Origin of the sequence: Arcobacter siniprincipis (SeqCode) (assembly GCF_048571125.1) — a bacterium.
GTDB classification, from domain to species: domain Bacteria; phylum Campylobacterota; class Campylobacteria; order Campylobacterales; family Arcobacteraceae; genus Arcobacter; species Arcobacter siniprincipis.
Window position 1 is genome coordinate 938,598 of sequence record NZ_CP182343.1, and the last position, 24,595, is coordinate 963,192.

Annotated in this window: 23 protein-coding genes; 8 read left to right on the top strand and 15 right to left on the bottom strand. The window is 27.7% G+C overall.

Annotated elements, in window-relative coordinates; genetic code table 11:
- Positions 1-5 precede the first annotated feature (5 nt).
- The 3 genes from pth to ACNI3D_RS04755 are packed head-to-tail and all read left to right on the top strand — an operon-like array spanning position 6 to position 2,071.
- Positions 6-557 (top strand): aminoacyl-tRNA hydrolase, encoded by a 552-nt coding sequence (gene pth / locus ACNI3D_RS04745; protein WP_419768428.1) that lies wholly within the window; start codon positions 6-8, stop codon positions 555-557.
- On the top strand, positions 558-1,628 hold the full coding sequence (locus ACNI3D_RS04750) for an LptF/LptG family permease (protein ID WP_129100216.1): 1,071 nt from the start codon (positions 558-560) through the stop codon (positions 1,626-1,628).
- The gene (locus ACNI3D_RS04755; protein ID WP_129100217.1) at positions 1,628-2,071 is read left to right on the top strand and encodes an NUDIX domain-containing protein; all 444 of its coding nucleotides are present in this window, start codon (positions 1,628-1,630) and stop codon (positions 2,069-2,071) included. Before ACNI3D_RS04750 ends, ACNI3D_RS04755 begins: the two co-directional genes overlap by 1 nt.
- Here the strand turns inward: ACNI3D_RS04755 and ACNI3D_RS04760 are convergent.
- From ACNI3D_RS04760 to ACNI3D_RS04830, 15 genes are all read right to left on the bottom strand, one after another.
- Complete coding sequence (locus tag ACNI3D_RS04760) at positions 2,034-3,281, bottom strand: N-acetylmuramoyl-L-alanine amidase family protein (RefSeq protein WP_419768429.1); 1,248 nt, start codon at positions 3,279-3,281, stop codon at positions 2,034-2,036. The two genes, ACNI3D_RS04755 and ACNI3D_RS04760, sit on opposite strands and share 38 nt — an antisense overlap.
- Before the next feature lie 91 nt (positions 3,282-3,372).
- Positions 3,373-4,449 (bottom strand): nitronate monooxygenase, encoded by a 1,077-nt coding sequence (locus tag ACNI3D_RS04765; protein ID WP_419768430.1) that lies wholly within the window; start codon positions 4,447-4,449, stop codon positions 3,373-3,375.
- 9 nt (positions 4,450-4,458) lie between these two features.
- Entirely contained in the window at positions 4,459-5,667 is a 1,209-nt protein-coding gene (gene tyrS / locus ACNI3D_RS04770) for a tyrosine--tRNA ligase (protein ID WP_419768431.1), read from the bottom strand.
- A 52-nt stretch (positions 5,668-5,719) separates the two neighbouring features.
- A complete protein-coding gene (locus ACNI3D_RS04775; RefSeq protein ID WP_129100221.1) occupies positions 5,720-7,861 on the bottom strand; it encodes a RelA/SpoT family protein in 2,142 nt (713 codons plus the stop codon).
- 5 nt (positions 7,862-7,866) lie between these two features.
- Complete coding sequence (locus ACNI3D_RS04780; RefSeq protein ID WP_129100222.1) at positions 7,867-8,079, bottom strand: DNA-directed RNA polymerase subunit omega; 213 nt, start codon at positions 8,077-8,079, stop codon at positions 7,867-7,869.
- 13 nt (positions 8,080-8,092) lie between these two features.
- Complete coding sequence (gene pyrH, locus ACNI3D_RS04785; protein WP_129100223.1) at positions 8,093-8,800, bottom strand: UMP kinase; 708 nt, start codon at positions 8,798-8,800, stop codon at positions 8,093-8,095.
- A gap of 66 nt (positions 8,801-8,866) precedes the next feature.
- Positions 8,867-9,934 (bottom strand): ATP-binding protein, encoded by a 1,068-nt coding sequence (locus tag ACNI3D_RS04790; protein ID WP_419768432.1) that lies wholly within the window; start codon positions 9,932-9,934, stop codon positions 8,867-8,869.
- 4 nt (positions 9,935-9,938) lie between these two features.
- Positions 9,939-10,883, bottom strand: a complete 945-nt coding sequence (pdxA, locus tag ACNI3D_RS04795; protein ID WP_419768433.1) for a 4-hydroxythreonine-4-phosphate dehydrogenase — start codon at positions 10,881-10,883, stop codon at positions 9,939-9,941.
- 5 nt (positions 10,884-10,888) lie between these two features.
- Positions 10,889-11,671 (bottom strand): pyridoxine 5'-phosphate synthase, encoded by a 783-nt coding sequence (locus ACNI3D_RS04800; RefSeq protein WP_419768434.1) that lies wholly within the window; start codon positions 11,669-11,671, stop codon positions 10,889-10,891.
- Positions 11,672-11,749: 78 nt separating this feature from the next.
- On the bottom strand, positions 11,750-13,159 hold the full coding sequence (locus ACNI3D_RS04805; RefSeq protein ID WP_129102005.1) for an anthranilate synthase component I family protein: 1,410 nt from the start codon (positions 13,157-13,159) through the stop codon (positions 11,750-11,752).
- A gap of 15 nt (positions 13,160-13,174) precedes the next feature.
- The gene (locus ACNI3D_RS04810; RefSeq protein ID WP_129102006.1) at positions 13,175-14,152 is read right to left on the bottom strand and encodes an SPOR domain-containing protein; all 978 of its coding nucleotides are present in this window, start codon (positions 14,150-14,152) and stop codon (positions 13,175-13,177) included.
- A gap of 22 nt (positions 14,153-14,174) precedes the next feature.
- Positions 14,175-15,437, bottom strand: a complete 1,263-nt coding sequence (locus ACNI3D_RS04815; RefSeq protein WP_129102007.1) for a serine hydroxymethyltransferase — start codon at positions 15,435-15,437, stop codon at positions 14,175-14,177.
- 24 nt (positions 15,438-15,461) lie between these two features.
- Positions 15,462-16,979, bottom strand: coding sequence for a lysine--tRNA ligase (gene lysS / locus ACNI3D_RS04820; protein WP_419768435.1), 1,518 nt, complete (start codon positions 16,977-16,979; stop codon positions 15,462-15,464).
- Between the two features lie 12 nt (positions 16,980-16,991).
- On the bottom strand, positions 16,992-17,741 hold the full coding sequence (locus ACNI3D_RS04825) for a CvpA family protein (protein WP_419768436.1): 750 nt from the start codon (positions 17,739-17,741) through the stop codon (positions 16,992-16,994).
- A gap of 63 nt (positions 17,742-17,804) precedes the next feature.
- Positions 17,805-19,991 carry an ATP-binding protein gene (locus ACNI3D_RS04830; RefSeq protein ID WP_419768437.1) on the bottom strand — a complete coding sequence of 729 codons (2,187 nt, stop codon included), beginning with the start codon at positions 19,989-19,991 and terminating at the stop codon, positions 17,805-17,807.
- An 82-nt stretch (positions 19,992-20,073) separates the two neighbouring features.
- Here ACNI3D_RS04830 and ispG point away from each other — a divergent pair, with 82 nt between their 5' ends.
- From ispG to ACNI3D_RS04855, 5 genes are read left to right on the top strand one after another with little or no spacing between them, the layout of a single operon-like run.
- A complete protein-coding gene (ispG, locus tag ACNI3D_RS04835) occupies positions 20,074-21,138 on the top strand; it encodes a flavodoxin-dependent (E)-4-hydroxy-3-methylbut-2-enyl-diphosphate synthase (protein ID WP_419768438.1) in 1,065 nt (354 codons plus the stop codon).
- A gap of 57 nt (positions 21,139-21,195) precedes the next feature.
- Positions 21,196-22,635: a replicative DNA helicase gene (locus tag ACNI3D_RS04840; protein WP_419768439.1), complete on the top strand. Its 1,440-nt coding sequence runs from the start codon at positions 21,196-21,198 to the stop codon at positions 22,633-22,635.
- Between the two features lie 9 nt (positions 22,636-22,644).
- Positions 22,645-23,394, top strand: a complete 750-nt coding sequence (gene cysQ, locus ACNI3D_RS04845) for a 3'(2'),5'-bisphosphate nucleotidase CysQ (RefSeq protein ID WP_375723111.1) — start codon at positions 22,645-22,647, stop codon at positions 23,392-23,394.
- A gap of 27 nt (positions 23,395-23,421) precedes the next feature.
- Entirely contained in the window at positions 23,422-24,144 is a 723-nt protein-coding gene (locus ACNI3D_RS04850; RefSeq protein ID WP_419768440.1) for a Gabija anti-defense Gad2 family protein, read from the top strand.
- 55 nt (positions 24,145-24,199) lie between these two features.
- The gene (locus ACNI3D_RS04855; RefSeq protein WP_375723113.1) at positions 24,200-24,595 is read left to right on the top strand and encodes a prepilin-type N-terminal cleavage/methylation domain-containing protein; all 396 of its coding nucleotides are present in this window, start codon (positions 24,200-24,202) and stop codon (positions 24,593-24,595) included.

Genomic DNA, 24,595 nt, shown 5'->3' on the forward strand with positions numbered 1-24,595 from the left:
TAAATATGTTTTTAATAGTAGGACTTGGAAATCCAGGGACTAAGTATGAAAACAATCGCCACAATGTAGGTTTTTTAGTTATCGATGAGATAGCTAAAAACCTTACAACTTCAAATATAAACAAATCAAACTTCAACGCAGATGTTTTAAAAGCATCAAATCAACTTTTAGTAAAACCAACAACATATATGAATAATTCTGGACTATCAGTTCATGCTATAAAAGAGTATTATAAACTAAACTTAGATGATATCATTGTTATACATGATGATTTAGATTTACCTTTTGGAACTGTAAAGTTCAAAATAGGTGGTGGTCATGGTGGACATAATGGATTAAGATCAATTGATTCTCATGTTGGAAATATGTATACAAGGGTTCGAATTGGTATTGGAAAACCTGAAAATAAAAATGATGTTGCCAATTATGTATTATCGGACTTTTCAAAAGAAGAATTAAATAAACTAGAAGGTATAATCTCTCATACTATCAATGCTATAGAATCTTTAAAAGTTGATTCAATAGATGAAGTAAAATCCAAATTTACAATGAAATAAATGAGAATAATAACAAAATATTTACTACGAAAATTTATTAGAAATTTTGTCATAGTTTTGATATCTTTACAGATATTTTTTGTGGGAATTGATTTTTTACAAAATTTTGACGAAGTTCCAAATTCTGCCAATTTACAATTATTATATATTTTATATAATAGTTTTTTTACACTAACTCTTACTCTGCCTTTGTCTTTAGTTTTTGGCTGGATTATAACTATTGTTATTATGGTTAAGACAAATGAAATGGTAGCTTCATTCTCTTTAGGTGTTGGGAATAGACAAATTTTTATGCCAGTTGTTAATGTGTCAATTATCTTAATAGTTTTATTAATAGGCTTACAAACGACTCCTTTAGCCTATTCATATGAATATAAAGAAAAGATTTTAAAGAATACTTATTTTACAAGTTCAAAAAGTGATATATTTGTTAAGTATAATGATTATTTTGTATATTTTAAAAAGTTATACCCTTTACAAAAATATGCAGATGATATTCATATTTATAAAGTTGTTGATGATGATATTGAAGAGGGGATTGTAGCAAAGAAAGCATATTTTCAAAATAATAGATGGTATGTTGTTGATGCAAAAATTACAAAAAAACCTAAAGTTATTAATTGGAATACTTCAAAAACAGAAATTCATAATGAAAAATTCTTATATACTTTGGAAGGTTTTAAACCAAAGATTTTAGATAGTGTTTATGAATCTACATCTTCTTTTTCTATTGTTGATGCAATTACAGCTTTGGCACTTCTAAATAATCAAGAAGTAAATACAAGTAAAATTAGGGCATCTTTGTATTATGAAATAGTTGCACCTTTGTATTTTGTACCTTTGATTGTTTTGATCTTTTCATATACATCTTTTAATAGTAGGTTTTTTAATATTGGAAAATTTACCTCATTTTCTATTGCATCAACTTTAGTAATTTGGGGAGTGTTTTTTATGCTTCATAAGTTTTCATCTGGAGGAGTATTAAATCCTGAAATTTCAATATTATTGCCAATATTTTTATGGTATATTATTACATACATTTTAATAAAGAAACAAATAGGTTATAAATAATGGCAAAAAAATATGCTTATGGTATATGTTTATACAAAATAGAAGAAAATGATATTAAAATATTATTGTGTAAGTCGGTAAAAAGTCTTAATAAATGGGGTTGCTTAAAAGGTGTAAAGACAAGTGCTGAGACAGCCTTACAATGTGCAAGAAGAGAATTCTATGAAGAGTGTAATATAAAAGTAGAAATTCCTGATTTTGAAGAATTTTTCGATCAAATAAATATAGATAAAGATATTGGTATCTGGTTAGTAAATGCAAATAAAGTAACAAACTTAGATGAGTATTTTTTTGAAGATAAACTATTAGATAATAACTTATCTTGGGAAAACTCAAAAGTAAAATTTTTTTCTATTTATAATTTACCAAATATCAGAACAAAACAAAGTAAGTTAATTTCAAAGATTATTGATTTTTTGCAAAATAAGAATCAACTCCATTAGCAATTCCATTTGCTAAAAGTCTTTGATATGAAGTTTCAAATAATCTTCTACCTTCTGTACTATTTGTAATATATCCAATTTCAATAAGAATTGAAGGCATTTGCGCCCCAACTAATACCCAAAAAGGTCCTTCCCTAACTCCACCATCTTCTATATCTTTATACTTTTTTCTAGCACTATATAATAGATTTTGATGAATATCTATTCCAAGTTTTTGACTTGCAGTGATTTTACTTTGATTTAAAATAGTTAAAAGTGCATTTTGTGAGCTATTATTCATAGTAGACATATCTGTTTTATTTTCTATTGCAGCAATTCTTTTAGCTCTTGAACTTCTTGCTGGGCTTAAGAAGAATGTTTCAATTCCTTTTGCTTTTTCCCATTGAGATTTAGGTACTGCATTTGCATGAATTGATATAAAAATATCAGCATTTTTTCTATTTGCAAATTTTGTTCTATCTCTAAGTTCTATGAATTTATCTTTGTTTCTTGTTAGATAAACAGTATAACCTCTTTTTTTTAAATCGTAATACAAATGTTTAGCTACTGTTAAAACGGTATTTTTTTCATATCTTTTTTTAGTTCCTATGGCACCTGAGTCTTTTCCTCCATGGCCTGGATCAATAACTATAACTTTATCTTTGTTATTTTGTATTTTTGGAATAGCTTTTGAATTATTTGTTTTTTCTATTTTTCTATTTAGGATTTTTATAATAACTCTTTTTTTGTTTATAATATATATTGCTTTTAAATTGAAACTATTTATAAGTTCTATTCTAAGTGTTCTATATTTATGTTGAGTTATTCTAATTCTATCAACACCATTCATTACTAATTTTGTTGGAGAAGCATCTTCAAATCTTCCATCAAAATCGAAAATATCATAATATTTTCCATTAATTTTTTCTTCAGAATAGTGAATATAATCTTTTTTGATATAGTGTTTAAAATCAATAATAATTTGATTTTCTTCTACTGTTACTTTACTAATATTATAGGCAGAATTTTTATATGTAGTTGTACTTTTTTTAGGAGTAGTCTTTTTTATTGTAGTTTTCTTACTTGTTGTATCTATTGAAGCTAATTTACTTAACTCTTTTTCATATGTATTGACATTTCTATTTAGTTTTTTACCTATTTTTACTAGGTTTTGTAAGTGTTGTTTCTCACTCTTCTTATCATTATTTAAGACTGCTCTTAAATAATCCATTTTGTTTGAAGTGTATTGATTTGTTAAATCAGTTGTTGAAGCAAAGAGACTAACGGAAAGTGAGACTAGAAGAATAAATTTAATAAAAATTTTATTCTCCTTTTGTCAATTTTTCCATAAGTTCATGAACTGTTGTCAACTCTTTAATTCTATATCCATTTGAACCTGAAAAAAACAATCCAGTATCAGTATCTCCTTGATAAGCAGCTCCAAGTCTATCAGCAATACAATATCCAACAGCTTTAGCTTCTACACCTCTATGACATGGAGCAACACAATTTGAAATACAAACAACTTTTGGCGCTGTTCCCTCACTCATAGATTTTTGTAAGTTAGTTTGAACTCCACGTGCAGGAAGACCAACTGGAGATTTCATAAGTTGAATATCTTCAGATTTTGCATTAATAATAACTTCTTTAAATGAATCAGCAGCATCACACTCAACTGTTCCTATAAATCTAGTTGCCATTTGAACACCTGCACATCCCATAGCAATAAATTTATCTATATCATTTTTATCCCAAATTCCACCAGCTGCAATAATAGGAGGATTTCCCCAGTTTTTTGCTTCTTCAATAACTGGTGGTACTATATTTTCTAAGTTATATTCTTCTTGAAAACATTGTTCATAAGTGAACCCTTGATGTCCACCACTTAATGGACCTTCCACGATTACAGCATCTGGAAGTCTATCGTATCTTTTCCATTTTTTACAAATTAATTTTAAAGCTCTTGCACTTGATACTATTGGTATTAATGCAACATCTGGATAATTTTTTGCAAATGCAGGCATATTTGTAGGAATTCCAGCACCTGTAATAATTATATTTATACCTGCTGCACAAGCATCTTCTACTATTCTTCCATAGTCATTACATGCATATAGGATATTACAAGCTAAGGGTGCATCACCACAAATTTTTCTTGCATTATCAATGATTCTTTTTAAAGCATCTTTACTATAAAAATTCATAACATCAACAGGTTTTTCTTTTTTCATTTTTATATCAAGACTTTCATTTTCCTTGTAATATCCTGTCCCTACACCTGATATTACACCTAGACCGCCTTCTTTACTTACTGTCCCTGCTAATTTATCCCAGCTTATTCCAACACCCATTCCACCTTGAATAATGTTGTGTTTAATTTCATATTTACCTATTTTCAAATTAGCCCTTTATATTATAACTATCTTAGCGAAACTTTTTTTACCCTTTTGTAAAATATATTCACCTTTTGACAAATTTAATTTGTGATCATTAATTTTTTCTTGATTTATCTTGACTGCCCCCGCTTTTATATCTCTTCTAGCTTGAGATGTAGAACTTACTAAACTAGTGTCTACTAAGGCTTGACAAATCCAAGTATTAACTTTTAATTCAAATTCTGCAATATCACTAGGGATATCTTTTTTTGCAAAAACTTTTTTAAACTCTTCTTGGGCTTTTAATCCTACCCCTTCACCGTGATATCTATCAACAAGTTCTATTGCCAATGAATCTTTAACTACTTTTGGGTGAATTGTACCTTTTTGTACACCTTCATGTAATTCTTTTACTTCTTTTAAAGATTTTGAAGATAAAAGTTCATAAAATCTCCACATAAGTTCATCTGATATAGATAATACTTTTCCAAACATATTATTAGCTTCATCCGTTACACCAATATAATTATTTAAGGATTTTGACATCTTTTGAACTCCATCAAGTCCTTCTAATATTGGCATCATTAAAACTGCTTGTTGTTTCCCAATATTATATGCTTTTTGTAATGTTCTACCCATCAGAAGGTTGAACTTTTGATCTGTTCCTCCAAGTTCTATGTCAGATTTCAAAAAAACTGAATCATAGCCTTGAAGTAGGGGATAAGTAAACTCACTTACAGCAATTGGAGTATTTGAGGCATATCTTTTTGAAAAATCATCTCTTTCTAACATTCTTGCAACTGTTAAGTTTGAAGCGAGATTTATAAGTCCTGCTGCACCTAAATCATTTAACCAATTTGAATTAAAAATTACTTCTGTCTTACTTTCATCTAGTATTTTAAAAACTTGATCTTTATAACTTTGGGCATTATCTAAAACTTGTTGTTTCGATAATATTTTTCTTGTCTCACTTTTTCCAGTAGGATCTCCAATACTCGCAGTAAAATCACCTATTAGGAACTGAACGATTCCCCCGAATTTTTGGAAAACTGATAATTTTTGAAGAAGAACTGTATGTCCAAGATGTAAATCAGGTGCAGTTGGATCAAAACCAGCTTTCACATAAAAATTTTCACCTTTTTCATAATAGTTTTTTAATAATTTTTCAATTGATTCAATATCAATTATTTCAAAGCTTCCTCTTTGAATCTCTGCTAATGCTTCTTTTATTTTATTTTCCATAATACCTCTTTAAATAATGGCTTATTATACTTTTTATTTATTAAATAAAAATTTAGTTTTTGTTATATGCATCTTTTTTTGAAAAAAACTCAATAACTTTTGCTTTTTTTTCTATAATTTTACGCACTTCATCTCTATTTTTTTTATCAATTTCAAACTCTATATCACAATATTGAATATAACTGTGTTGCTCTCTTCCATAGCTAACTGATAAAATATAACCCTCATATTGACTCATATAAATTAAAAGTTTTGCTAATTCACCTTTTGTATTTTGTAAACTAACAACCATTTTATATTGGTAAAGTTCATTTTCTACCCATTTACAAAAAATCATCTCTTTTTCAGCTTTTATCTTTTTATAAGCTTTATCACACATTTTATGGTGAATTATCGCTTTATTTCCTTCTTTGAAAGCTACAATATCATCACCAACTTTTGGATGACAACAGTGCTCAAATGAGACTGAATTAATTGAATAGTTAGAATAAATAAGAATATTCTCAAATTTATACTCTTTTAATTTTTTTGGAGTTAATTTAAATCGCTCTACAAAATTCATATTTTCTTGGATTTTTTTTTCAATCATTTTTTTTGTATGTTTTAAATAATCCAATAATAAAGGAATTTTATAGATATTTTCAATTTTATGATCTGCTACAATATATGATTTGTATTTTGAAAAAATAGTATTTAATATATTTCTACCACTATATTCATTTATCTCTTTATCCCTTTGTGTACACAAAAGTTTTATTTGTTTTTTGGCTCTATTTGTTTTTACCATATGTATCCAAGAGCATCTTGGAATATTATGATCTGTTGTATTAATAGAAACAATATCACTACTTTTAAGTTCTGTTAATAAAGGTTTTCTCACCTTATTTATATAGCAATCAACAGCTTTATTTCCCACATCTGTATGAATCATATATGCATAATCATATGCAGTTGCACTTCTAGGAAGAGTAAAAGTATCTCCTCTTGGAGAGTAAATTACCATATCTTCAGAATATAAATCTTCTTTAGCTTCACTATAAAACTCTTCTACATTTTCATTTGTATATTCTAGTGATTTTAACCAATTCAAATTAGGTGAGTGTTTGATTCCACTTTTATATTTCCAATGGGCTGCAATTCCATATTCTGCAACTTTATGCATTTCAAATGTTCTAATTTGCACTTCATGAATTTTTGAGTTAAAAAAAACAGTTGAATGAATTGTTTGATAACCATTCTCTTTAGGGGTTGCAACATAATCTTTAAATCTTGAGATTAAAGGTTTATATTCTAAGTGAATATGTCCTAAGACTTTATAACAATCAATCTCTTTGTTTACAAGAATTCGTATTGCCATAAGGTCTAAAATTTCATCTATAGTTACACCTTTTCTTTGTATTTTCATGTAAATAGAATAGTGGTGTTTAACTCTTGAAAATATTTTAATTTTGCTTTCATCATAACCATTTTTTTCAAGCAACATTTTTGTTGAAGAGATAAATTGATTAAAACCTATTTGGATTGTTTGTTGATTCTCTTTCATAAAGTCATCAATTTTTTTATATTCATCTGGATAAATGTAAAAGAATGCTAAGTCTTCTAACTCATTTTTAATAGTAGAAATCCCAAGTCTATGAGCAATAGGAACATAAACTACTAAAGTTTCTTCTGCTATTCTAAATTGTTTTTTAGGAGGTAATGCTGAAAGAGTTAGCATGTTGTGAAGTCTATCACAAAGTTTAACTACTAAAACTCTTGGGTCATCAATTGATGCTACTAATAATTTTCTAAAAGTTAACGCAGAAGTAACTATTTTTTTATTTGAATCTGAAGAAACTAATTCACTTTCTCTAATTTCATCAATCTTTGTTAGTCCATCAACAATATAAGAAATATCTTCACCCCATCTATCTTTAACAAATTCTAAAGAATATTGAGTGTCTTCAACCACATCATGAAGTAAGGCAGCTGCGACTATAGGTTCTTCTGCAGCAAAATGTGCAGTTATACAAGCAACCAATAATGGATGAACAGCATAAGGCTCCCCACTTTTTCTAAATTGACCTTCATGGGCTTCAATTGAAAAATCAATAATATCTTTTAATTTGGGAGTTATTTCTATTTGAGAGTTTAATTCAGCATAAGCACTTTTTATAGTATTTATATGCTGAATTTTATTTATATATGGATCCATATTTATTATTTATTTATTAAACCTTCAATAATTAATAAACCTTCTCCAATTTCATCAATTGCAATATCTGTGTATTTCATATGTTGAGTATTTTTTTCTAAAAGTGGTTTTGCACCTTTACTTAGTTCATCAGCTCTTTGACCAACTGCTAATGCAAGGATATATCTATCGTTGTTTACTTTTTTTAATGCTAGTGATAATCTCTCTTCTAATCTCATACTATTCCTTTATTTATTTTACTATTGAACATTGACTTAAATCACCATTTATGATTTTAAGTAAATTACCTTTTGTATACATATCAGCTACGACTATTGGAAGGCTATTATCTTTTGCAAGTGCAATAGCTGTATCATCCATAACTTTTATTGAATCTTCTAAAGCTCTATCATACGATAATGTTTCTAATTTAATCGCATCATCATATTTTGCAGGGTCTTTATCATAAACACCATCAACTTTTGTAGCTTTAATTAACATACAAGCACCAATTTCTGTGGCTCTTAAAGTTGCTGCTGTATCTGTTGTGAAAAATGGATTTCCAGTACCTGCACTGAAAATAACAACTCTTCCTTTTTCTAAATGTCTTTTTGCTCTTCTTACAATATATGGTTCAGCAATTTGTTCCATTTTAATAGCAGTTTGTAATCTAGCATTTAAACCTTTGTGTTCTAATGCTTCTTGCATTGCAATACCGTTTACAACAGTTGCTAACATACCCATATAATCTGCACTAGTTCTTTTAATAACACCATCAGCAGCTGCTGTTACGCCTCTGATAATATTACCTCCACCAATAACGATACCAACTTCTATATCATTATCAACTAATTCTCTTATCTCTTCTGCGATGTAATCAAGTATTTTTGTATCAATACCATATCCATCGCTACCAGCTAAAGCTTCACCTGAAAACTTAACAAGTACTCTTTTTTTCATAGGTAGGTGTCCTTATTATAATTTTTGGATTATATCTAAATAAAACTAAATACTCATTTAAATAAATTATTGTACTGCCCATTCATAAAAGGGCAAAATATTTATTTCTATTTTTTTGTACTTTATAATATCATTATTACCAGCTGTTATTATATATACTTGTTGAATATTTAAATCATCAATTGTTGAATATATTTTTTTAATAATTGTATTATTTAACAAAGTATTAAAAAAAGGAATTGCTAAAACTAAAGTTCTTTCTTCTTCAATTAAAAAATCAATTTTGTCTAAATAGTATATATTTTTATGCTCTTTTTGTAGTTGGAGAAAAACCATATTTGTAAATTCATTTTTAAATTTTTTATTATGGGAAATTGAGTTTAGAAAAGCATGATTGTAAGCATATATTTTTTTTGTAGACTTTTCATGATTGTATTTTTTTATAAAAAATATTAATTGATTTGCTTCGTAAAATTTACAAAGTTCATAAAATCTATCTTTTGATATTTTAATACTTTTTTTTAGTATTGTGTATAATTGATTTATTGATTTATTTTCATCAATTGATGAAAAAAGTAGTTTCAAAATTTCTACTTCAGTAGCGTCTTTACAAAAAAGTTTAATGATTTCTTGTAATCTATTTACTCTTTTATTCTCATCAATTACAATCATTTCAGGTAAATTACCATATTTTAAAAAATGATTGAAAGATGTAATTGAATTTTGGTACTTATTATCATGAAGTAAATACTCTTCAAAATCTAAACCATGTATAAAAATTGTTTTGAATCCATTTATCTCTTTATAATTTGAACTTGTGATTAAAATACTTTGTACTTCTGGAAGCTCAAAATCAAAATCAAAATTTTCTAAAACTAAAACTTTGATTTTTTTCTCTTTTATAAAATCATCTAAAAATAAAATAATTTCATCTTTGTGATTTCTAAAATCATTTAGATTTATATATAAATACTCTTCACTATTAAAATTTGATAAATAATCATAAATCAAATAACTTTTCCCAGTTTTTGGTGGACCACATACAATAGTTTTAGGATGCGTTATTTTTTCTTTTCTTTCTTGAAAATTTATTTTATTAAATTCTAACTCATAACAAGCATCTAAAATTCTCATGTGATTAGTTACTTAAGTTAATAGCTTCTTTTACTGCATTTACATAACTTTTTAAAGATACTTTAGAGTTTTTATAAGCTATATCAAAAGCAGTTCCATGATCTACAGAGGTTCTAATAATTGGAATATTTAAACTCACATTTATGCTTTGTTCAAAGTATAAAGATTTTAAAGGAATTAATCCTTGGTCATGGTACATACAAACATAATATTGATAATATTTTCTGTTCATTGGTGAAAAGGCAGTATCTGGTACTAATGGACCTTTAAAGATATTTTTTCCTATTTCTTTATTTGCTTTTTTTATAGCTTTTATAATCTCAACTTCTTCATCACCTAAAACCCCATTATCACTTGCATGTGGATTAAGGCCTAGTACTGCGATATTGTCTTGCTTTACATTCGCATAAAAATCTAATAAAAATTTAGTGATTTTTTCTTCTTCTATTTTTTTTGCTACTTTTCTAAGTGCAATATGTTCTGTATACAAAGCTACAAACAATTTAGAACATCCAAGCATCATAATTGCATCTTTACCAAAATAGTCCCTTAGAACTTCAGTATGACCTTTGTAGTGAATTTTTGCTCTATTCCAAGACTCTTTATTTATAGGTAAGGTTACTATTGCATCAACTTTTTTCTTTGAAGCTAGTTTAATTGCTGTTGTAAAAGAATCAAATGAATAAGCACCTGCATCTTTTGCTACGATTCCTGGTCTAATTACAAATTTCCCTTTTACTTTTTCAAGTTCGAAGTCTTTTGGAATGTCAAGATTTAATAGCTTAGCACCATATTTTAATATATCCCTATTTATACAATAAACTGGAGAACAGTATTTTTTTATTTTTTCATGTGCTTCCAAAGCAATTTGTAGTCCAATACCATTTAGGTCTCCAATTGATATTGCAACTTTTTTTTTACCAATTTCTGCGTTAGTTACTTTTGTCATACTTCTTAATCCTTGATAAGATTTTTCATCTCAATAATTGCATCTTTTAAGCCAGTAAAAACTGATCTTGCTATTATGCTTTGTCCAATATTTAATTCACTTATTTGTTTTATTCTTGAAATCATCGTTACATTTTGATAATTAAGACCATGTCCCGCAGCAACTTTCAAATTTAACTCTTTGGCAAATATTGAAGCTTTTTTAATCTCTTTTCTTACTTTTGTTAGTAGTTTTTTTAAATCTTCCCTTGGCAATTCTAACTCTTTGATACTATGGTGTGTATTATTTAAGTTCCCATGTAACATTGCATATACATTTGCAAAAGTTCCAGTATGAAGCTCTACCCACTCAACTTGTAGTTGTTGCGATAACTCTATCATATCTTTTGTAGGATCTATAAAAAGTGAAACTTCAATCTCATTTTCATGAAGTTTATTAACAGCATTTTTTATTTTTTCAAAGTTTGATTTTAAATCTAAACCACCTTCAGTTGTAACCTCTTGTCTATTTTCAGGAACAAGTGTTACACGAGAAGGTTTAAATTTACATGCAATATCTATGATTTTTTCATTAATTGAACACTCTAAATTAACTGGAAGAGTTGATAATTTAATAATATTTTTTGCATCATTATCATGAATATGTCGTCTATCTTCTCTTAAATGGATTGTGATTTGTTCAGCCCCTGCTAATTTACAAATTCCTAGGGCATCAAGTGGGTTTGGGTCATTTATTTTTCTGGCTTCTCTTAATACAGCAATATGATCTATGTTTACGCCAAGTAGCAAAATTTATCCTTTTAATATTGGTAGTTATTTTAAAATAACATCATATCCAATATTAATTAAGATAAATCTTTTAATATTTTATGATAAGTCTTTTAGTGTTGCAATATTAGCAGCAAGTTTATTCTGTACTTCCAAATACTCTAATTCTGGAACTGAATCTGCAACTACTCCTGCTCCTGCTTGGAATATTACTTTATCTTTTGTAAGCATTGTACTTCTAATAGTAATTGCACTATCCATATTTCCATCAAAACCAAAATAAGCAATACTTCCAGAATAGAAGTTTCTTTTAATTCCTTCATATTGCGCAATTAATTCCATTGCTCTTATTTTTGGAGCTCCTGTCATTGTTCCTGCTGTAAAAGTAGCTGCAAAAAGGTCAAACATGTCATATTTATCATCAATAACTGCTTCCACATCAGTTACCATGTGCATTACATGAGAATATCTTTCTACTCTCATCAAATCAGTTACTTTTACAGTTCCAGGTTTTGCACATCTCCCCACATCATTTCTTCCAAGGTCGATTAGCATAATATGTTCCGCTCTCTCTTTTATATCAGAAAGAAGTTCATTTTCCATTTCCAAATCTTTGTCTATGGTTTTACCTCTTTTTCTAGTACCCGCAATTGGTCTTAAAAGTATATGCCCATCAAGAAGTCTAATCATAACTTCAGGAGAACTTCCTGCAATAGAAAAATTTTCAAATTCAAGTAAAAAAAGATAAGGGCTAGGATTTTTACTTCTTAATGCCCTATAAAAACTTAAGTGGTCAACAATAGCTTTTTGAGTAAATCTATTTGACATAAGTATTTGAAAAACATCACCACTTCTTATCATTTCTTTTGATTTTGATACCATTTCAAAAAATTGTTCTTTTGTATAGTTGAATTTCCCCTCATCCAAAAGTTCAGCTTTTTTTAATGGTAAGAATTCATAAGGAGTAAATAGATTTTTTTCAATAATTTCTAAATCATTTTTATATTTTTCACAACTTGTAACAATTACAAGTTTAGAAGTTTTATGCGAAAACCCTAAAATAATTTTTGGTCGTATTAAGTCCAAATCTGGAATATTTAATTCATCAATCAATGGATCCATAAATGGTTTTAAAACTGGTTCAAACTCTTTACCAATATCATAACCAACATTTCCAATAAACCCATCAATTAATCCAATCCCTAACTCTAATGATTTTTGTTTATAAAACTTTTTGTCAAAGTTTTTGTAATACTCTTTTAAAAATTTAAGTGGATTTGAATCTACTTCTTTTATTTCAGCTTTTTCATTTTTGAAAAATGTTTTTGAATTTTCATGCCATACTCGCTCTCTTGCACCAACTAAAATATAAGAGTAGTTACCATCACTTGAATTGATAGTACTTTCAAATAAAAAAGTAATTTCATCTTTATAGATGTCCTTTACTTTTTTATAAATTGAAACAGGTGTAAATTGGTCTAAAAAAAGTTCTTTTGAAAAAATCTGCATAAATTTAGACCTTCATTAAAATTTTAAGATAAAAGCGCTATCGATTTTAAGTTTTGATTTAACACTATTCATATTATTGATTGCATCGCTTCTTGAATTATATGGGCCTACTAATACTTTTGTAAAAGTCGTACCTTTTACATTTACTTTATAAAATACATATTTAAGATTACTAGTTCTAAGATTATCCATATATTTTTTATCTATATTTCTCGAAAATGCTCCTACTTGAATAAAAGTACCATTTGGTTCATTTGTTAAAATTTTCTTTGTAGTTTTAACAACTGGTTTAGGAGTAGGTTTAGCCACTACTTTTTTAACAACTGGCTTTTTAACAATTGGTTTTGGTTTTTCTATTTCTTTTTCTACCGTTTTTGATTCTACATTGAAGATATCTTTTTTTAACTCTTTTGCTTTTTCAATATCGTTTTGCGAAGGCTCTGGTAAAGAGATTTTTTTCTCTTCTTTTTGGATATTATTAAGATCCATTGCTTCTGTTATATCTTTATTTTGCTTTTCAGTTTTGTTATTTAAATCTTCAATGCTTTTTAATTTTTCATTTACTATTTTTTGATACTGTTGTTCAATATTGTCATTTAAAGGTTTGTCTTGTTCAATTGTCTCTTTTTTTGTTAATGAATCATCTTCTACTTTAGTTTGGTTATCTAAAAGACGAAAGATTATAATCGTTATCAAAAATAAAACTGCTAAAACTAATCCTAAGACAATATATTTCTTTTTATTGTCTTTATTTTGTGAAGAATTATTAGCTCCCAATAAAATATCATCTAACTCAGATTCTGTTTTATTAACTTCTTCTTCATAAGTAAAATTATCATTACTTGCATAAGGATTATTTTGTTCATATGGGTTCTTCGAAGAAGAATTTATGTTTTTAGCTTGTGACTCTAGTTCCATCAATCTCTCCTCTAATTCTGTTTGTTCCCTTTTTATTTGAACATTTTTTATAAAATCTTCGCCTTTTATTTCCATAATAAGCCTTTATTATTATTTATTAATATGTAGAACTAGTATAAATAACGAAATTTTTAGCTAATTCTTCTAACTCTTTTTTAATTTTTGCTTGTAATTGGGTATTCTCAATATCATCTAAAACATCACAAATTTTATTTGCAATAATTTCAAATTCCTTTTCTTTCATACCTCTACTTGTAAGTGCTGGACTTCCTATTCTAACACCACTTGTAACAAAAGGACTTCTAGTTTCTCCTGGAACTGTATTTTTATTTACAGTAATCCCTGCATTTCCTAAAGCAGCATCTGCATCTTTACCACTAAATGGTTTATTTAAAAATGATACTAAAACTAGATGGTTATCTGTTCCATCACTTACTAAATCATATCCTCTTTTCATTAATACATCAGCTAAAACTTTTATATTTGCTTTAACTTGTTTTGCATAATCTTTCCAAGAAGGATCAAGTATTTCTTTAAATGCAACAGCTTTTGCAGCAATAACATGAACTAAAGGTCCCCCTTGAATACCTGGGAAAATTGCAGAATTAATTTTTTTAGAAATCTCTTCATCATCTGTCAAAATAAGTCCACCTCTTGGTCCTCTTAATGTTTTATGTGTAGTTGTTGTTACAACATGTGCATGAGGAAAAGGTGATGGATGTTCACCAGCAGCAACTAAACCAGCAATATGAGCAATATCTGCAAATAAAATTGCACCAACTGCATCAGCTATTTCTCTAAATTTAGCAAAGTCAAGTTCTCTTGCATATGCACTAGCACCACAAACAATAATTTTTGGTTGTGTGATTTTTGCTATTTCCATAACTTTGTCATAATTAATTCTACCATCAAGTTCTACACCATAATAAAATGCAGAATAGTTTTTCCCTGAAAATGAAGGTTTAGAACCGTGTGTTAAATGTCCACCATGAGATAAATCCATACCTAAAATTCTATCACCAGCATTTATTAATGCTGCATAAACAGCACCATTTGCTTGACTTCCTGAATGTGGTTGAACATTTGCAAATTTACAACCAAAAATCTCACAAGCTCTATCAATTGCTAATTGTTCAGCTTTATCAGCAAATTCACATCCTCCATAATATCTTTTATAAGGATAACCTTCTGCATATTTGTTTGTAAATACTGAACCCATAGTTTGCATTACAGCTGGGCTTGTAAAGTTTTCACTTGCAATCATCTCTAAGTGTGTAGTTTGTCTGTCTAACTCATTTTCTAAAATATCAAAAATCTCTTTATCTGCTTGCTCTAAACTATTATTACTAATATAACTCATTTTTAATTCTCCTGATTTATTATTTTATTGTTGGTCTTCTGAATGTAAATCTATTTCTTGTTTAACTGGTTTCATTGCTGGAAATAGTAATACATCTCTAATACTATGTTGATTTGTTAACATCATAACAAGTCTATCAATACCTATACCTTCTCCTGCAGTAGGAGCCATTCCATAAGATAGTGCGTTAACAAAGTCTTCATCCATCTCATGTGCTTCATCATCACCTGAATCTTTAGCAGCCATTTGAGCTTCAAACCGGCCCAGTTGATCTAAAGGATCATTTAACTCTGAAAAAGCATTTGCTATTTCTTTTCCAGCTATAAATAACTCAAATCTATCTGTTAAATGTGGTTTCTTATCATTTCTTCTTGCTAAAGGAGAAATTTCAACTGGATATTCTGTTATAAATGTTGGGTTAATCAATTTTTCTTCAACATATTCATCAAAAAGTTCACCTTGAAGTTGGCCAATATTCATATTTTCATTTACTTCAAGTCTATTTTCTCTCATAAATGTAATAATTTTATCTTTATCTTCAACTATATCTTGAGGAACTCCACCAATTTCATAAAGTGATTGGATTAATGGAATTTCAGAAAATTTATTAAAATCAATTTCAAAATCACCATATGGTAAGTTTGTTGGTAAATCTAAGTTTTCAAACAAGTATTCAAAATACTCTTTTGTAAGGGCTATTAAATCTTTATGTGTTTTATAAGCCCAATAAAATTCTATAGAAGTGAATTCTGGATTATGTGTTGCATCCATTCCTTCATTTCTGAAGTTTCTATTTATTTCAAATACAGCTTCAAATCCACCCACGATTAATCTTTTTAAATATAACTCAGGTGCAATTCTTAAAAACCTATCAACACCTAATGCATTGTGATGAGTAGTAAATGGTTTAGCATTTGCCCCACCTGCAATTGGATGCATCATAGGAGTTTCAACTTCTAAAAAACCTTTTGATTCAAAGAATCTTCTTGTAAGACTAATAACTTTACTTCTTATATGAAAAGTTTTTCTTACTTCGCTATTCATAATTAAATCTAAATATCTTTGTCTATATCTTGACTCTTTATCTTGAATACCATGGTATTTTTCAGGTAGTGGAGAAATTGCTTTTGTAAGTATTTGAACACTATCCACATGTAGTGATAATTCACCTTGACCTGTTACAAAAGGATATCCACCAACTTCAATAATATCTCCAACTTCAATATTCTTTTTAAATACATCGTTGTAAAAACCTTCTGGTAAATTGTCCCTTGCAAGATAAAGTTGCAACATTCCACTTTCATCTTCTATTTTTAGAAAAGATGCTTTTCCCATAAGTCTAAAAAATTTAATTCTACCACTTACTATATAGTGTCTTTTCTCATCTCTTTTATCTTCTTTTTGAAAAATATCGCTGTTTACATTTAAGTATTTTGCAATAGTTGTATTTCTTTTTGATTCATTAGCATAAGGATTTACACCAAGTTCTCTTAAGTTATTTGCTTTTTCAATTCTTTGTTGTATGTATGTATTTTCAAACAATATATAAGTCCTTTATTTCTCTTCATTTGCTGGTTTTGTAAGAGTATCTTTTATTATCTCTGTTCCAGTCTCTTTTACTTTTTGTACTGCATCACTTGTTGATTGAATAATTTTATCACCTAAAGTCTCTTTTTTAGGAGTTGCTTCAGGTTTTACTTCTTCTTTATCAATATTTGTTCCAGATTCTACATCTTTTTTTGTTTCATCTTTATTTTCTTTAGTAGTTTCAGCTACTGGCTCTTCTTTTGTTACTTCTTCATTACTTGGTAAAAATTTAGAAGTATCAAGCTTAACTATAAATCCACCTGTTTCTACTAAAAGAGGGAAAACTGTTGAATTTGCAAGTTTTTTATCTAATGAAGCTCTAAATGATTGAATTTGATATAAAGCATAAAAAATCACTGAAATAATTAAAAATATCTTAGCTGTACCAAAAACAAATCCAAACAGTCTATTTAGTGCACCAAGTCCGCTCATTTCACTCATTTTACTTAAGATTGAACCTGCAATATAAACTAAAATCCAAAATCCAATTAAAGTAACAACAAATCCGATTAATGATAATGTAGCATTACTATCAATTCCAATTAATGGCTTAATAAGGTTTCCAACTGTTTCTGATAATCTTGAAGCTATAAAAATACCCCCAATAATACCCACAAGTCCGAAAACTTCTTTTATAAAACCTTTAAAAAGACCTTTAAGTCCTAATACTACTGAAATCCCAACAATAATCATGTCAAAAGTAGAAAACTCTTGCATTTGGTTCCTTTTATATAATATTTGGCAATTATATCGAAAATAGTTAAAAGAAAAGTTAATGGTTTATTTGTTGAAATTTATAATAAAATTTGCACCAAAATATTCTTTTTTATTGTAAGTGAAAGCTTTATTTTCTACTTCCACTTTAAAATGCATATTTTTTTCTAAAATAATTTTTGCCATATATAATCCTATACCTCTTCCTTGACTTTTGTGTTTGGTTGTAAAGTAAGGTTCAAAAATATGTTCTATAATATCTTTATTTATGCCATTTGCGTTATCTTTTATTGATAAACTGTTTTCAAAAGTTGTAATAAAAATATATCTTTGGTCTTTTTTGTTTTCGATTAAAGCTTCAATGGCATTATTTATTATATTTAAAACAGCTCGTTGGAACTGTTTTTTTGTGGCAAATATTTTTATTTTTTCAACAATATTACTTACGATTTTTATATGTTCGTCTTCTAATTTATTTGTAATTATTTTTATATTTTGATTAATTATATCTTCTAACAAAAACTCTTCTTCTTTTTCATCTTCATTATAAAATATTCTAAAGTCTTCTATTGTTTTTGATAAAAATTTTGAACTTTCAACTATATGAGAACACAAAAAATCTAAACTCTCATCATCTAAAGAATTCATCTCTTTTTTTAGCAATATTGAACTAGCTGATGAGGATATTGCACTAAGAGGCTGTCTCCATTGGTGGGCTATATTATTTATCATCTCTCCCATAGCAAGCATTTTATTATGCTCAAAAAGTATTTCATCTTTCTTTTTATTTTTTAATATCTCTTTTTCTATTCTTATTTCAAGTGATTCATTTAGGTTTTTTAGCTCTTTTGTTTTTTCTTCAACTAAAAGTTCTAAATTATCATTTAAGAGTTTTAATTCTGATTTTTGTTTTATATCTAAAGTGATATCTGTAAGTGTAACTACAATATAAGGTATCTCTTCTCCACTAAATAAATTTAAACTAACATTTAATAAAAAATGCCTGATTTGTTCATCTTTTATCATGGCAGCTTTTAAATTTATTTTTGGATTTTCTAAGATAAATTGTGCCCAATTTTTACCATTATAATCTTTATCTGTTATATAATTCTCGTCATTTATATCCACAAACATTTCACAAATACATTTATGCTCTTTTTTGAACTCTTCTACAGAATGATATTGATTAAAGAAGTTTAAAAATTGTTTATTTGCATTGTTTAAAATTTCCCCATCAGTTAAAATAATAATATTTTGTTGTGAATCAAGTATTTGTTGTGCTTTTTTCTTTTCTATAATAACTTTTCTTGAAAAAATATAATAGAAAATCAGACTTAAAACAAAAGTTGAAAAAACAAGTAAAGAAATAGCATTAGTTATAAAGTTAGTTTTAAATTTGCTTATATTAGACATATCTATATCTTTTAGGTCTTTTGAAAAAATAATATAGCCAATAGTCTCTTTCTCCAAATCTTTTATTTTATAAGTACCTATAAATTTGTTGTCAACTATTATGTAGTTATTTGTTTTTAGTACTTTTTCTATTCCTATTTTTTTTATTAAGTTTATTAAATAATCTTTTGCATCTAAGTTTGAGATGTAATATTCATCTATAAAGTTATTAGTAAAAGGATATTTGATAGAATCAAAATACTTCTTATCTGCCAAAATAAGACTATGTGTATCAGATTTATTAATATCTTTTGCAATAGAATTGAAGTGTGTAATGACTTCAAATATTCCAAGAAACTCTTTTTGGTCATATATTGGTATTATTGAATGGAAAGTCATATCATACCGACCAACACTAATTGTAGTTGTAATTTTTGGATTTTTTAGTAGATCTTTAATGCCTTTTCTAAATATTAAAGTATCATTTTTGTGTTCAGTCCAACTTCTGTAAATACTTTTTCCATCTTTATCTATAAGCATAAACCAAATATTTTTAAAACTTGTATTCGCTCCAAGTTCTTTAGAAAAATTAGATAAATCTAAATTCTGTATATCTTTTGTTTTTAATGCATTTTTTATATTTTCAAATTTTGATGTTGCAATTGCAAGGGATAAAGTGGCTGTTTTTTTATCTTCAATTAAAAAATTAATATTTTTATTAATTTGGGTTGATAAAATATTATATTTGTTATTTAATAACTCTTTCTCATGGCTTTTTAAGTAATTAAAAGAGATATAAACAAAAGTAAAAATTATTATAGTAAATAAGACAATATAAATAGTTAAAGTTTTTTTATTCATGTATTTATTATATCCTTTCTTATATAAAATATTAAAAGAAATATTTATTTGAAAATTTATTTTTTTTTGCTACAATCCTGACATGATAAAAAGATACCCTACAAAAAAGATATTCGTTGGTAATGTTGCTATTGGTGGTGATGCACCAATCTCTGTACAATCAATGACTTATACAAAAACATCAGATATACAAGCTACTGTTGAGCAAATAAAACTATTGCATTTTGCAGGTGCAGATATAGTAAGAGTCGCTGTTCCTGATATGGAAGCAGCATTAGCTTTAAAAAGTATCAAAGAACAAAGCTCTTTACCTTTGGTTGCTGATATCCATTTTAACTATAAATTAGCACTTATTGCCGCTGAATCTGTAGATTGTATAAGATTAAATCCAGGTAATATTGGTAGTAAAGATAGAGTAAAAGAAGTAGTAAAAGCTTGTCAAAACAGAAACTTACCAATAAGGATTGGAGTAAACTGTGGTTCTTTAGAAAAAGAATTTGAAAATAAGTATGGGCAAACACCTGAAGGTATGGTTGCAAGTGCTGATTATAATATCAAATTTTTAGAAGACTTAGGTTTTACAGATATAAAAGTATCACTAAAAGCAAGTGATGTACAAAGAACGGTTCAAGCTTATAAAGATTTAAGACCTATGAATAATTATCCTTTTCATTTAGGAGTTACTGAAGCTGGAACACTATTTCACTCAACTATAAAATCTTCAATTGCATTAGGAAGTTTATTACTTGATGGTATTGGAGATACTATGCGTATTTCAATAACTGGTGAATTAGAAAAAGAAATAGAAGTGGGGCGAGCAATTTTAAAAGATGCAGGTCTTACAAAAGAAGGGCTTAACATAATATCTTGTCCAACTTGTGGAAGAATAGAAGCAGATTTAGTAACAGCAGTAGCACAAGTGGAAGAGAGAACAAAACATATAAGAACTCCATTGAATGTTTCAGTTATGGGATGTGTTGTAAATGCCTTAGGCGAAGCTAAAAGTGCAGATGTTGCAATTGCTTATGGAAAAGGTAGTGGTTTGATTATAAAAAAAGGTGAGACTATAGCTAAACTTCCAACAGAAGAACTTCTTGAAAGATTTTTAGAAGAGGTTGAAAAAGAAGTAGAAAACCAAAAAGAGTAAATTAACAAAACAATAATCTATTCTTAGCTAAAATATTATCCTTTAATTGGAGAAATAATGGATAGTATTTATAGTTTAAACATAGAACGAGCAGTATTAAGTTCGATTTTATTTAATCCCGATGAGATAGAAGATGTTTTAGGCGTTCTAAAACCAAAAGATTTCTATCTTCCTGCTCATCAGAAAATCTTTGCAGTTATGGAAAAACTCCATAATGAAGATATGCCAATAGATGAAGAATTTATTCGAAGAAGAGTAAATTCAAAAGATGTTGATGATGATATTTTAATAGAGATACTTTCTGCAAATCCAATAACAAACACTTTAGCATATACAAGAGAGATAAAAGATGCAAGTGTCAAAAGAGAACTTGCAACCCTAGCAACTACAATAAAAAAAGTTGCAATTGAAGATGATATCGCAGCAACAGAAGCTGTGGATACTGTACAAAATGCTCTTTATAAAATCACTACTGATTCAGCCTCAACAGAACTTAAAGATATACACGTAATCACTGATGACACTTTATCATACATAAAAAGAATGAAAGAACTTGGAGGAAAGCACCTTATTGGTGAAACTACAGGTTTTTATGAATTGGATAAAAAAACAACAGGTTTTAATGATGGAGATTTAATTATTATTGCAGCAAGGCCAGCTATGGGGAAAACGGCTTTAGTTTTAAATATGGCACTTAAAAATGTTGAAGCAAATAAAGGGGTGATTTTTTTCTCACTTGAAATGCCAGCAGAACAACTTATGCTAAGAATGTTAGCGGCTAAGACTTCAATTCCTTTACAAAACCTTAGAAAAGGTGATTTAGATGATGCTCAATGGTCAAATTTAAGTGGCGCATTTGAGGACTTAAATAAAAAAAGACTTTTTGTTGATGATGGGGGAAGTGTTAATATTAATCAACTTCGAGCAAGGGTGAGAAAATTAGCTCAAAATAAAGATAATAATATATCTTTAGTAATTATCGATTATTTACAACTTATGCAAGGGACTGGAAATAAAGATAGACACCAAGAGGTTTCTGATATTTCAAGGGGTCTTAAAATGTTGGCAAGAGAGATGAAAATACCAATTATTGCCCTTTCTCAGCTAAATAGGGGACTTGAAAATAGACCTGATAAAAGACCAATGCTAAGTGACTTAAGGGAATCTGGTTCTATTGAGCAAGATGCCGATATTATTATGTTTGTTTATAGGGATGATGTGTATAAAGAAAGAGATGAGGCTAGAAAAGAAAAAGAGGCAAAAGATAAAGGGGAAGATTATAAATCAACCTTTACAAATAAGCCAGTAGAAGAAGCTGAAGTAATTATAGGAAAACAAAGAAATGGACCAATTGGAACAGTAAGACTTGATTTCCACAAAGCCTTAACTAAATTTGTTGATAAAGAACATAGTGGTGAAGCACCTATTGAAGTTGTTTTTGAAACAGTTGCTGATAATCAAAAAGAGACAAATATTGATATTCCAAATATTCTTTAAGGAAAAAACTTGCTAGAAACAATAAATTTAAATGATATAAAAGATATTGCACTAAAAGCTAGCGAAGTAATAATGGAAATTTATAATAAAGATTTTGAAGTAGAGTATAAAGAAGATAATTCTCCACTTACCCAAGCTGATATAAAATCAAATGAAATTATTTGTAATAGTTTAATAAATTTATATCCAAATATCTCAATTATGTCTGAAGAGAATAAACAGACTGATTATGAGATAAGAAAAGATTGGGAGTATTATTGGTGTATTGATCCAATTGATGGAACAAAAGAGTTTGTCAAAAAAAATGGTGAGTTTACTGTAAATATTGCCTTAATACATAATCAAGAACCAGTTTTAGGAGTTGTTTATGCTCCTGCAATTGGTGTAATGTATAGTGCCAAAAGAGGGGTAGGTGCTTTTAAAAATACGCAAAAACTTCCAATAAAAAGAGATGATAGTAAATATATCATTGTTGCTAGTAAATCACATATGTCAGAAGAAACACAAACATATATTGATAACATAGAAACAACAAAAGAAAAAGAGCTGATTTCTATGGGAAGTTCATTAAAACTTTGTTTAGTAGCAGATGGTAGCGCTGATTGTTATCCAAGGGTTGCACCTACTATGGAATGGGATACAGCAGCAGCTGATGCAATAGTAAGATGTGCAGGAAAGATGACTTATCATTTGGAATTAGAAAAACCACTAATTTACAACAAAAAAGATTTGTTGAATCCAAATTTTGTGGTTAAATAATATATAATAAGTTATAAAGGAGTTAAAATGAAATATGATTTTTTTAATGATTTTGATTTTATACCATATGAATTGGCAATAAAATTTGATTATAGATTAGAAAATGTAACTAATAAATTACAAAATTTTTTTAAAAATGTAAAAATTGACTCCTTTGAAGATGAATATGTTGAGTTTTATTTAGCAGGATCATGTATAAAGGCTGATACATTTAGAGATATTGATATATTTTTATTTACAAAAGAAAAATTAAAAAGAGTATGTGCTAATTTAGATAGAAAATATTTTTTATATGAAAACAACTCAAATACTTATCTTTATGATACTGATTTAATTCAAATAGTATATAGGGAAAGATTTTTAGATAAAGATTTAAAATTTATTGTAGATATATTCGATTTTCATTCGACAAAAATAGGCTTTAAGTGTGTTTTAGATACTAAAAACTTTGAAATAACAGTTAATGAAGCTGATGTTAGAGAAGATTTTGTAAACTATGTACTTACAAAAAAGAATGGTTTGACAAGAGTAAACTTAAATCCTTTTGTAACTCTTCAACGGGCAATTCATTTTTTAAAAAGAGGGGATGATGTTCCTTTTTATGTCTTTTTGGAAATTTTCTCAAAAATCTCATTGATTGAAAAAGATGAACCAATAGAAAAATACTTTGATAGACTGCAAGGTGATGAAGACAAAGTTAAAGAAGTAAAAGATGCTATTTTTAAATATCTGTCATTTAAGAATAATTAAAAAGTAATTAAAAAATTTAATGATATAATTTATTTTATTATTAAAAAGGTAAAAAATGGTAAGTACAAAAGCTTTTTCATTACTTGAATTGATTTTTGCAATAGTTATAATAGGAATAATCTCAACAGTAGCAGTGCCAAAACTTTTAGATACAAAAGATAACGCAGAAGCTGCAATTGTTCAAAAAGACATAGCAACAATAATCTCATCAGTTAGAGCATATTATATGGTAAATAATAAACTTGATGATTTTAAAGAGGCTCTAACTTTGAATCCGAATACTTGGAATATAGAAGGTACAACAGCGATTTATAAAGATGACAATAGCTCTTGTGTATCTGTAAATATAGAGAATAAAAAATTAAGTGTAATCATAAATGATGAAAATAGTGGAAGTGTTTGCGAAAAAATTATAGCCTCTGGTATTTCTTCTTCTGAATATGATTTATAA

Excerpts from the sequence above, each read along its gene's own strand:
- pdxA (WP_419768433.1), bottom strand. The coding sequence starts at position 10,883 with ATGACAAAAGTAACTAACGCAGAAATTGGTAAAAAAAAAGTTGCAATA.
- ACNI3D_RS04805 (WP_129102005.1), bottom strand. The coding sequence starts at position 13,159 with ATGCAGATTTTTTCAAAAGAACTTTTTTTAGACCAATTTACACCTGTT.
- ACNI3D_RS04790 (WP_419768432.1), bottom strand. The coding sequence starts at position 9,934 with ATGAGAATTTTAGATGCTTGTTATGAGTTAGAATTTAATAAAATAAAT.
- tyrS (WP_419768431.1), bottom strand. The coding sequence starts at position 5,667 with ATGGAAAATAAAATAAAAGAAGCATTAGCAGAGATTCAAAGAGGAAGC.
- ACNI3D_RS04815 (WP_129102007.1), bottom strand. The coding sequence starts at position 15,437 with ATGAGTTATATTAGTAATAATAGTTTAGAGCAAGCAGATAAAGAGATT.
- ACNI3D_RS04850 (WP_419768440.1), top strand. The coding sequence starts at position 23,422 with ATGAAATATGATTTTTTTAATGATTTTGATTTTATACCATATGAATTG.
- ACNI3D_RS04830 (WP_419768437.1), bottom strand. The coding sequence starts at position 19,991 with ATGAATAAAAAAACTTTAACTATTTATATTGTCTTATTTACTATAATA.
- pyrH (WP_129100223.1), bottom strand. The coding sequence starts at position 8,800 with ATGAAAAAAAGAGTACTTGTTAAGTTTTCAGGTGAAGCTTTAGCTGGT.
- ACNI3D_RS04825 (WP_419768436.1), bottom strand. The coding sequence starts at position 17,741 with ATGCAAGAGTTTTCTACTTTTGACATGATTATTGTTGGGATTTCAGTA.
- ACNI3D_RS04810 (WP_129102006.1), bottom strand. The coding sequence starts at position 14,152 with ATGGAAATAAAAGGCGAAGATTTTATAAAAAATGTTCAAATAAAAAGG.
- pth (WP_419768428.1), top strand. The coding sequence starts at position 6 with ATGTTTTTAATAGTAGGACTTGGAAATCCAGGGACTAAGTATGAAAAC.
- ACNI3D_RS04780 (WP_129100222.1), bottom strand. The coding sequence starts at position 8,079 with ATGAGATTAGAAGAGAGATTATCACTAGCATTAAAAAAAGTAAACAAC.
- ACNI3D_RS04760 (WP_419768429.1), bottom strand. The coding sequence starts at position 3,281 with ATGGATTATTTAAGAGCAGTCTTAAATAATGATAAGAAGAGTGAGAAA.
- ACNI3D_RS04855 (WP_375723113.1), top strand. The coding sequence starts at position 24,200 with ATGGTAAGTACAAAAGCTTTTTCATTACTTGAATTGATTTTTGCAATA.
- ispG (WP_419768438.1), top strand. The coding sequence starts at position 20,074 with ATGATAAAAAGATACCCTACAAAAAAGATATTCGTTGGTAATGTTGCT.
- ACNI3D_RS04750 (WP_129100216.1), top strand. The coding sequence starts at position 558 with ATGAGAATAATAACAAAATATTTACTACGAAAATTTATTAGAAATTTT.
- ACNI3D_RS04755 (WP_129100217.1), top strand. The coding sequence starts at position 1,628 with ATGGCAAAAAAATATGCTTATGGTATATGTTTATACAAAATAGAAGAA.
- ACNI3D_RS04775 (WP_129100221.1), bottom strand. The coding sequence starts at position 7,861 with ATGGATCCATATATAAATAAAATTCAGCATATAAATACTATAAAAAGT.
- ACNI3D_RS04840 (WP_419768439.1), top strand. The coding sequence starts at position 21,196 with ATGGATAGTATTTATAGTTTAAACATAGAACGAGCAGTATTAAGTTCG.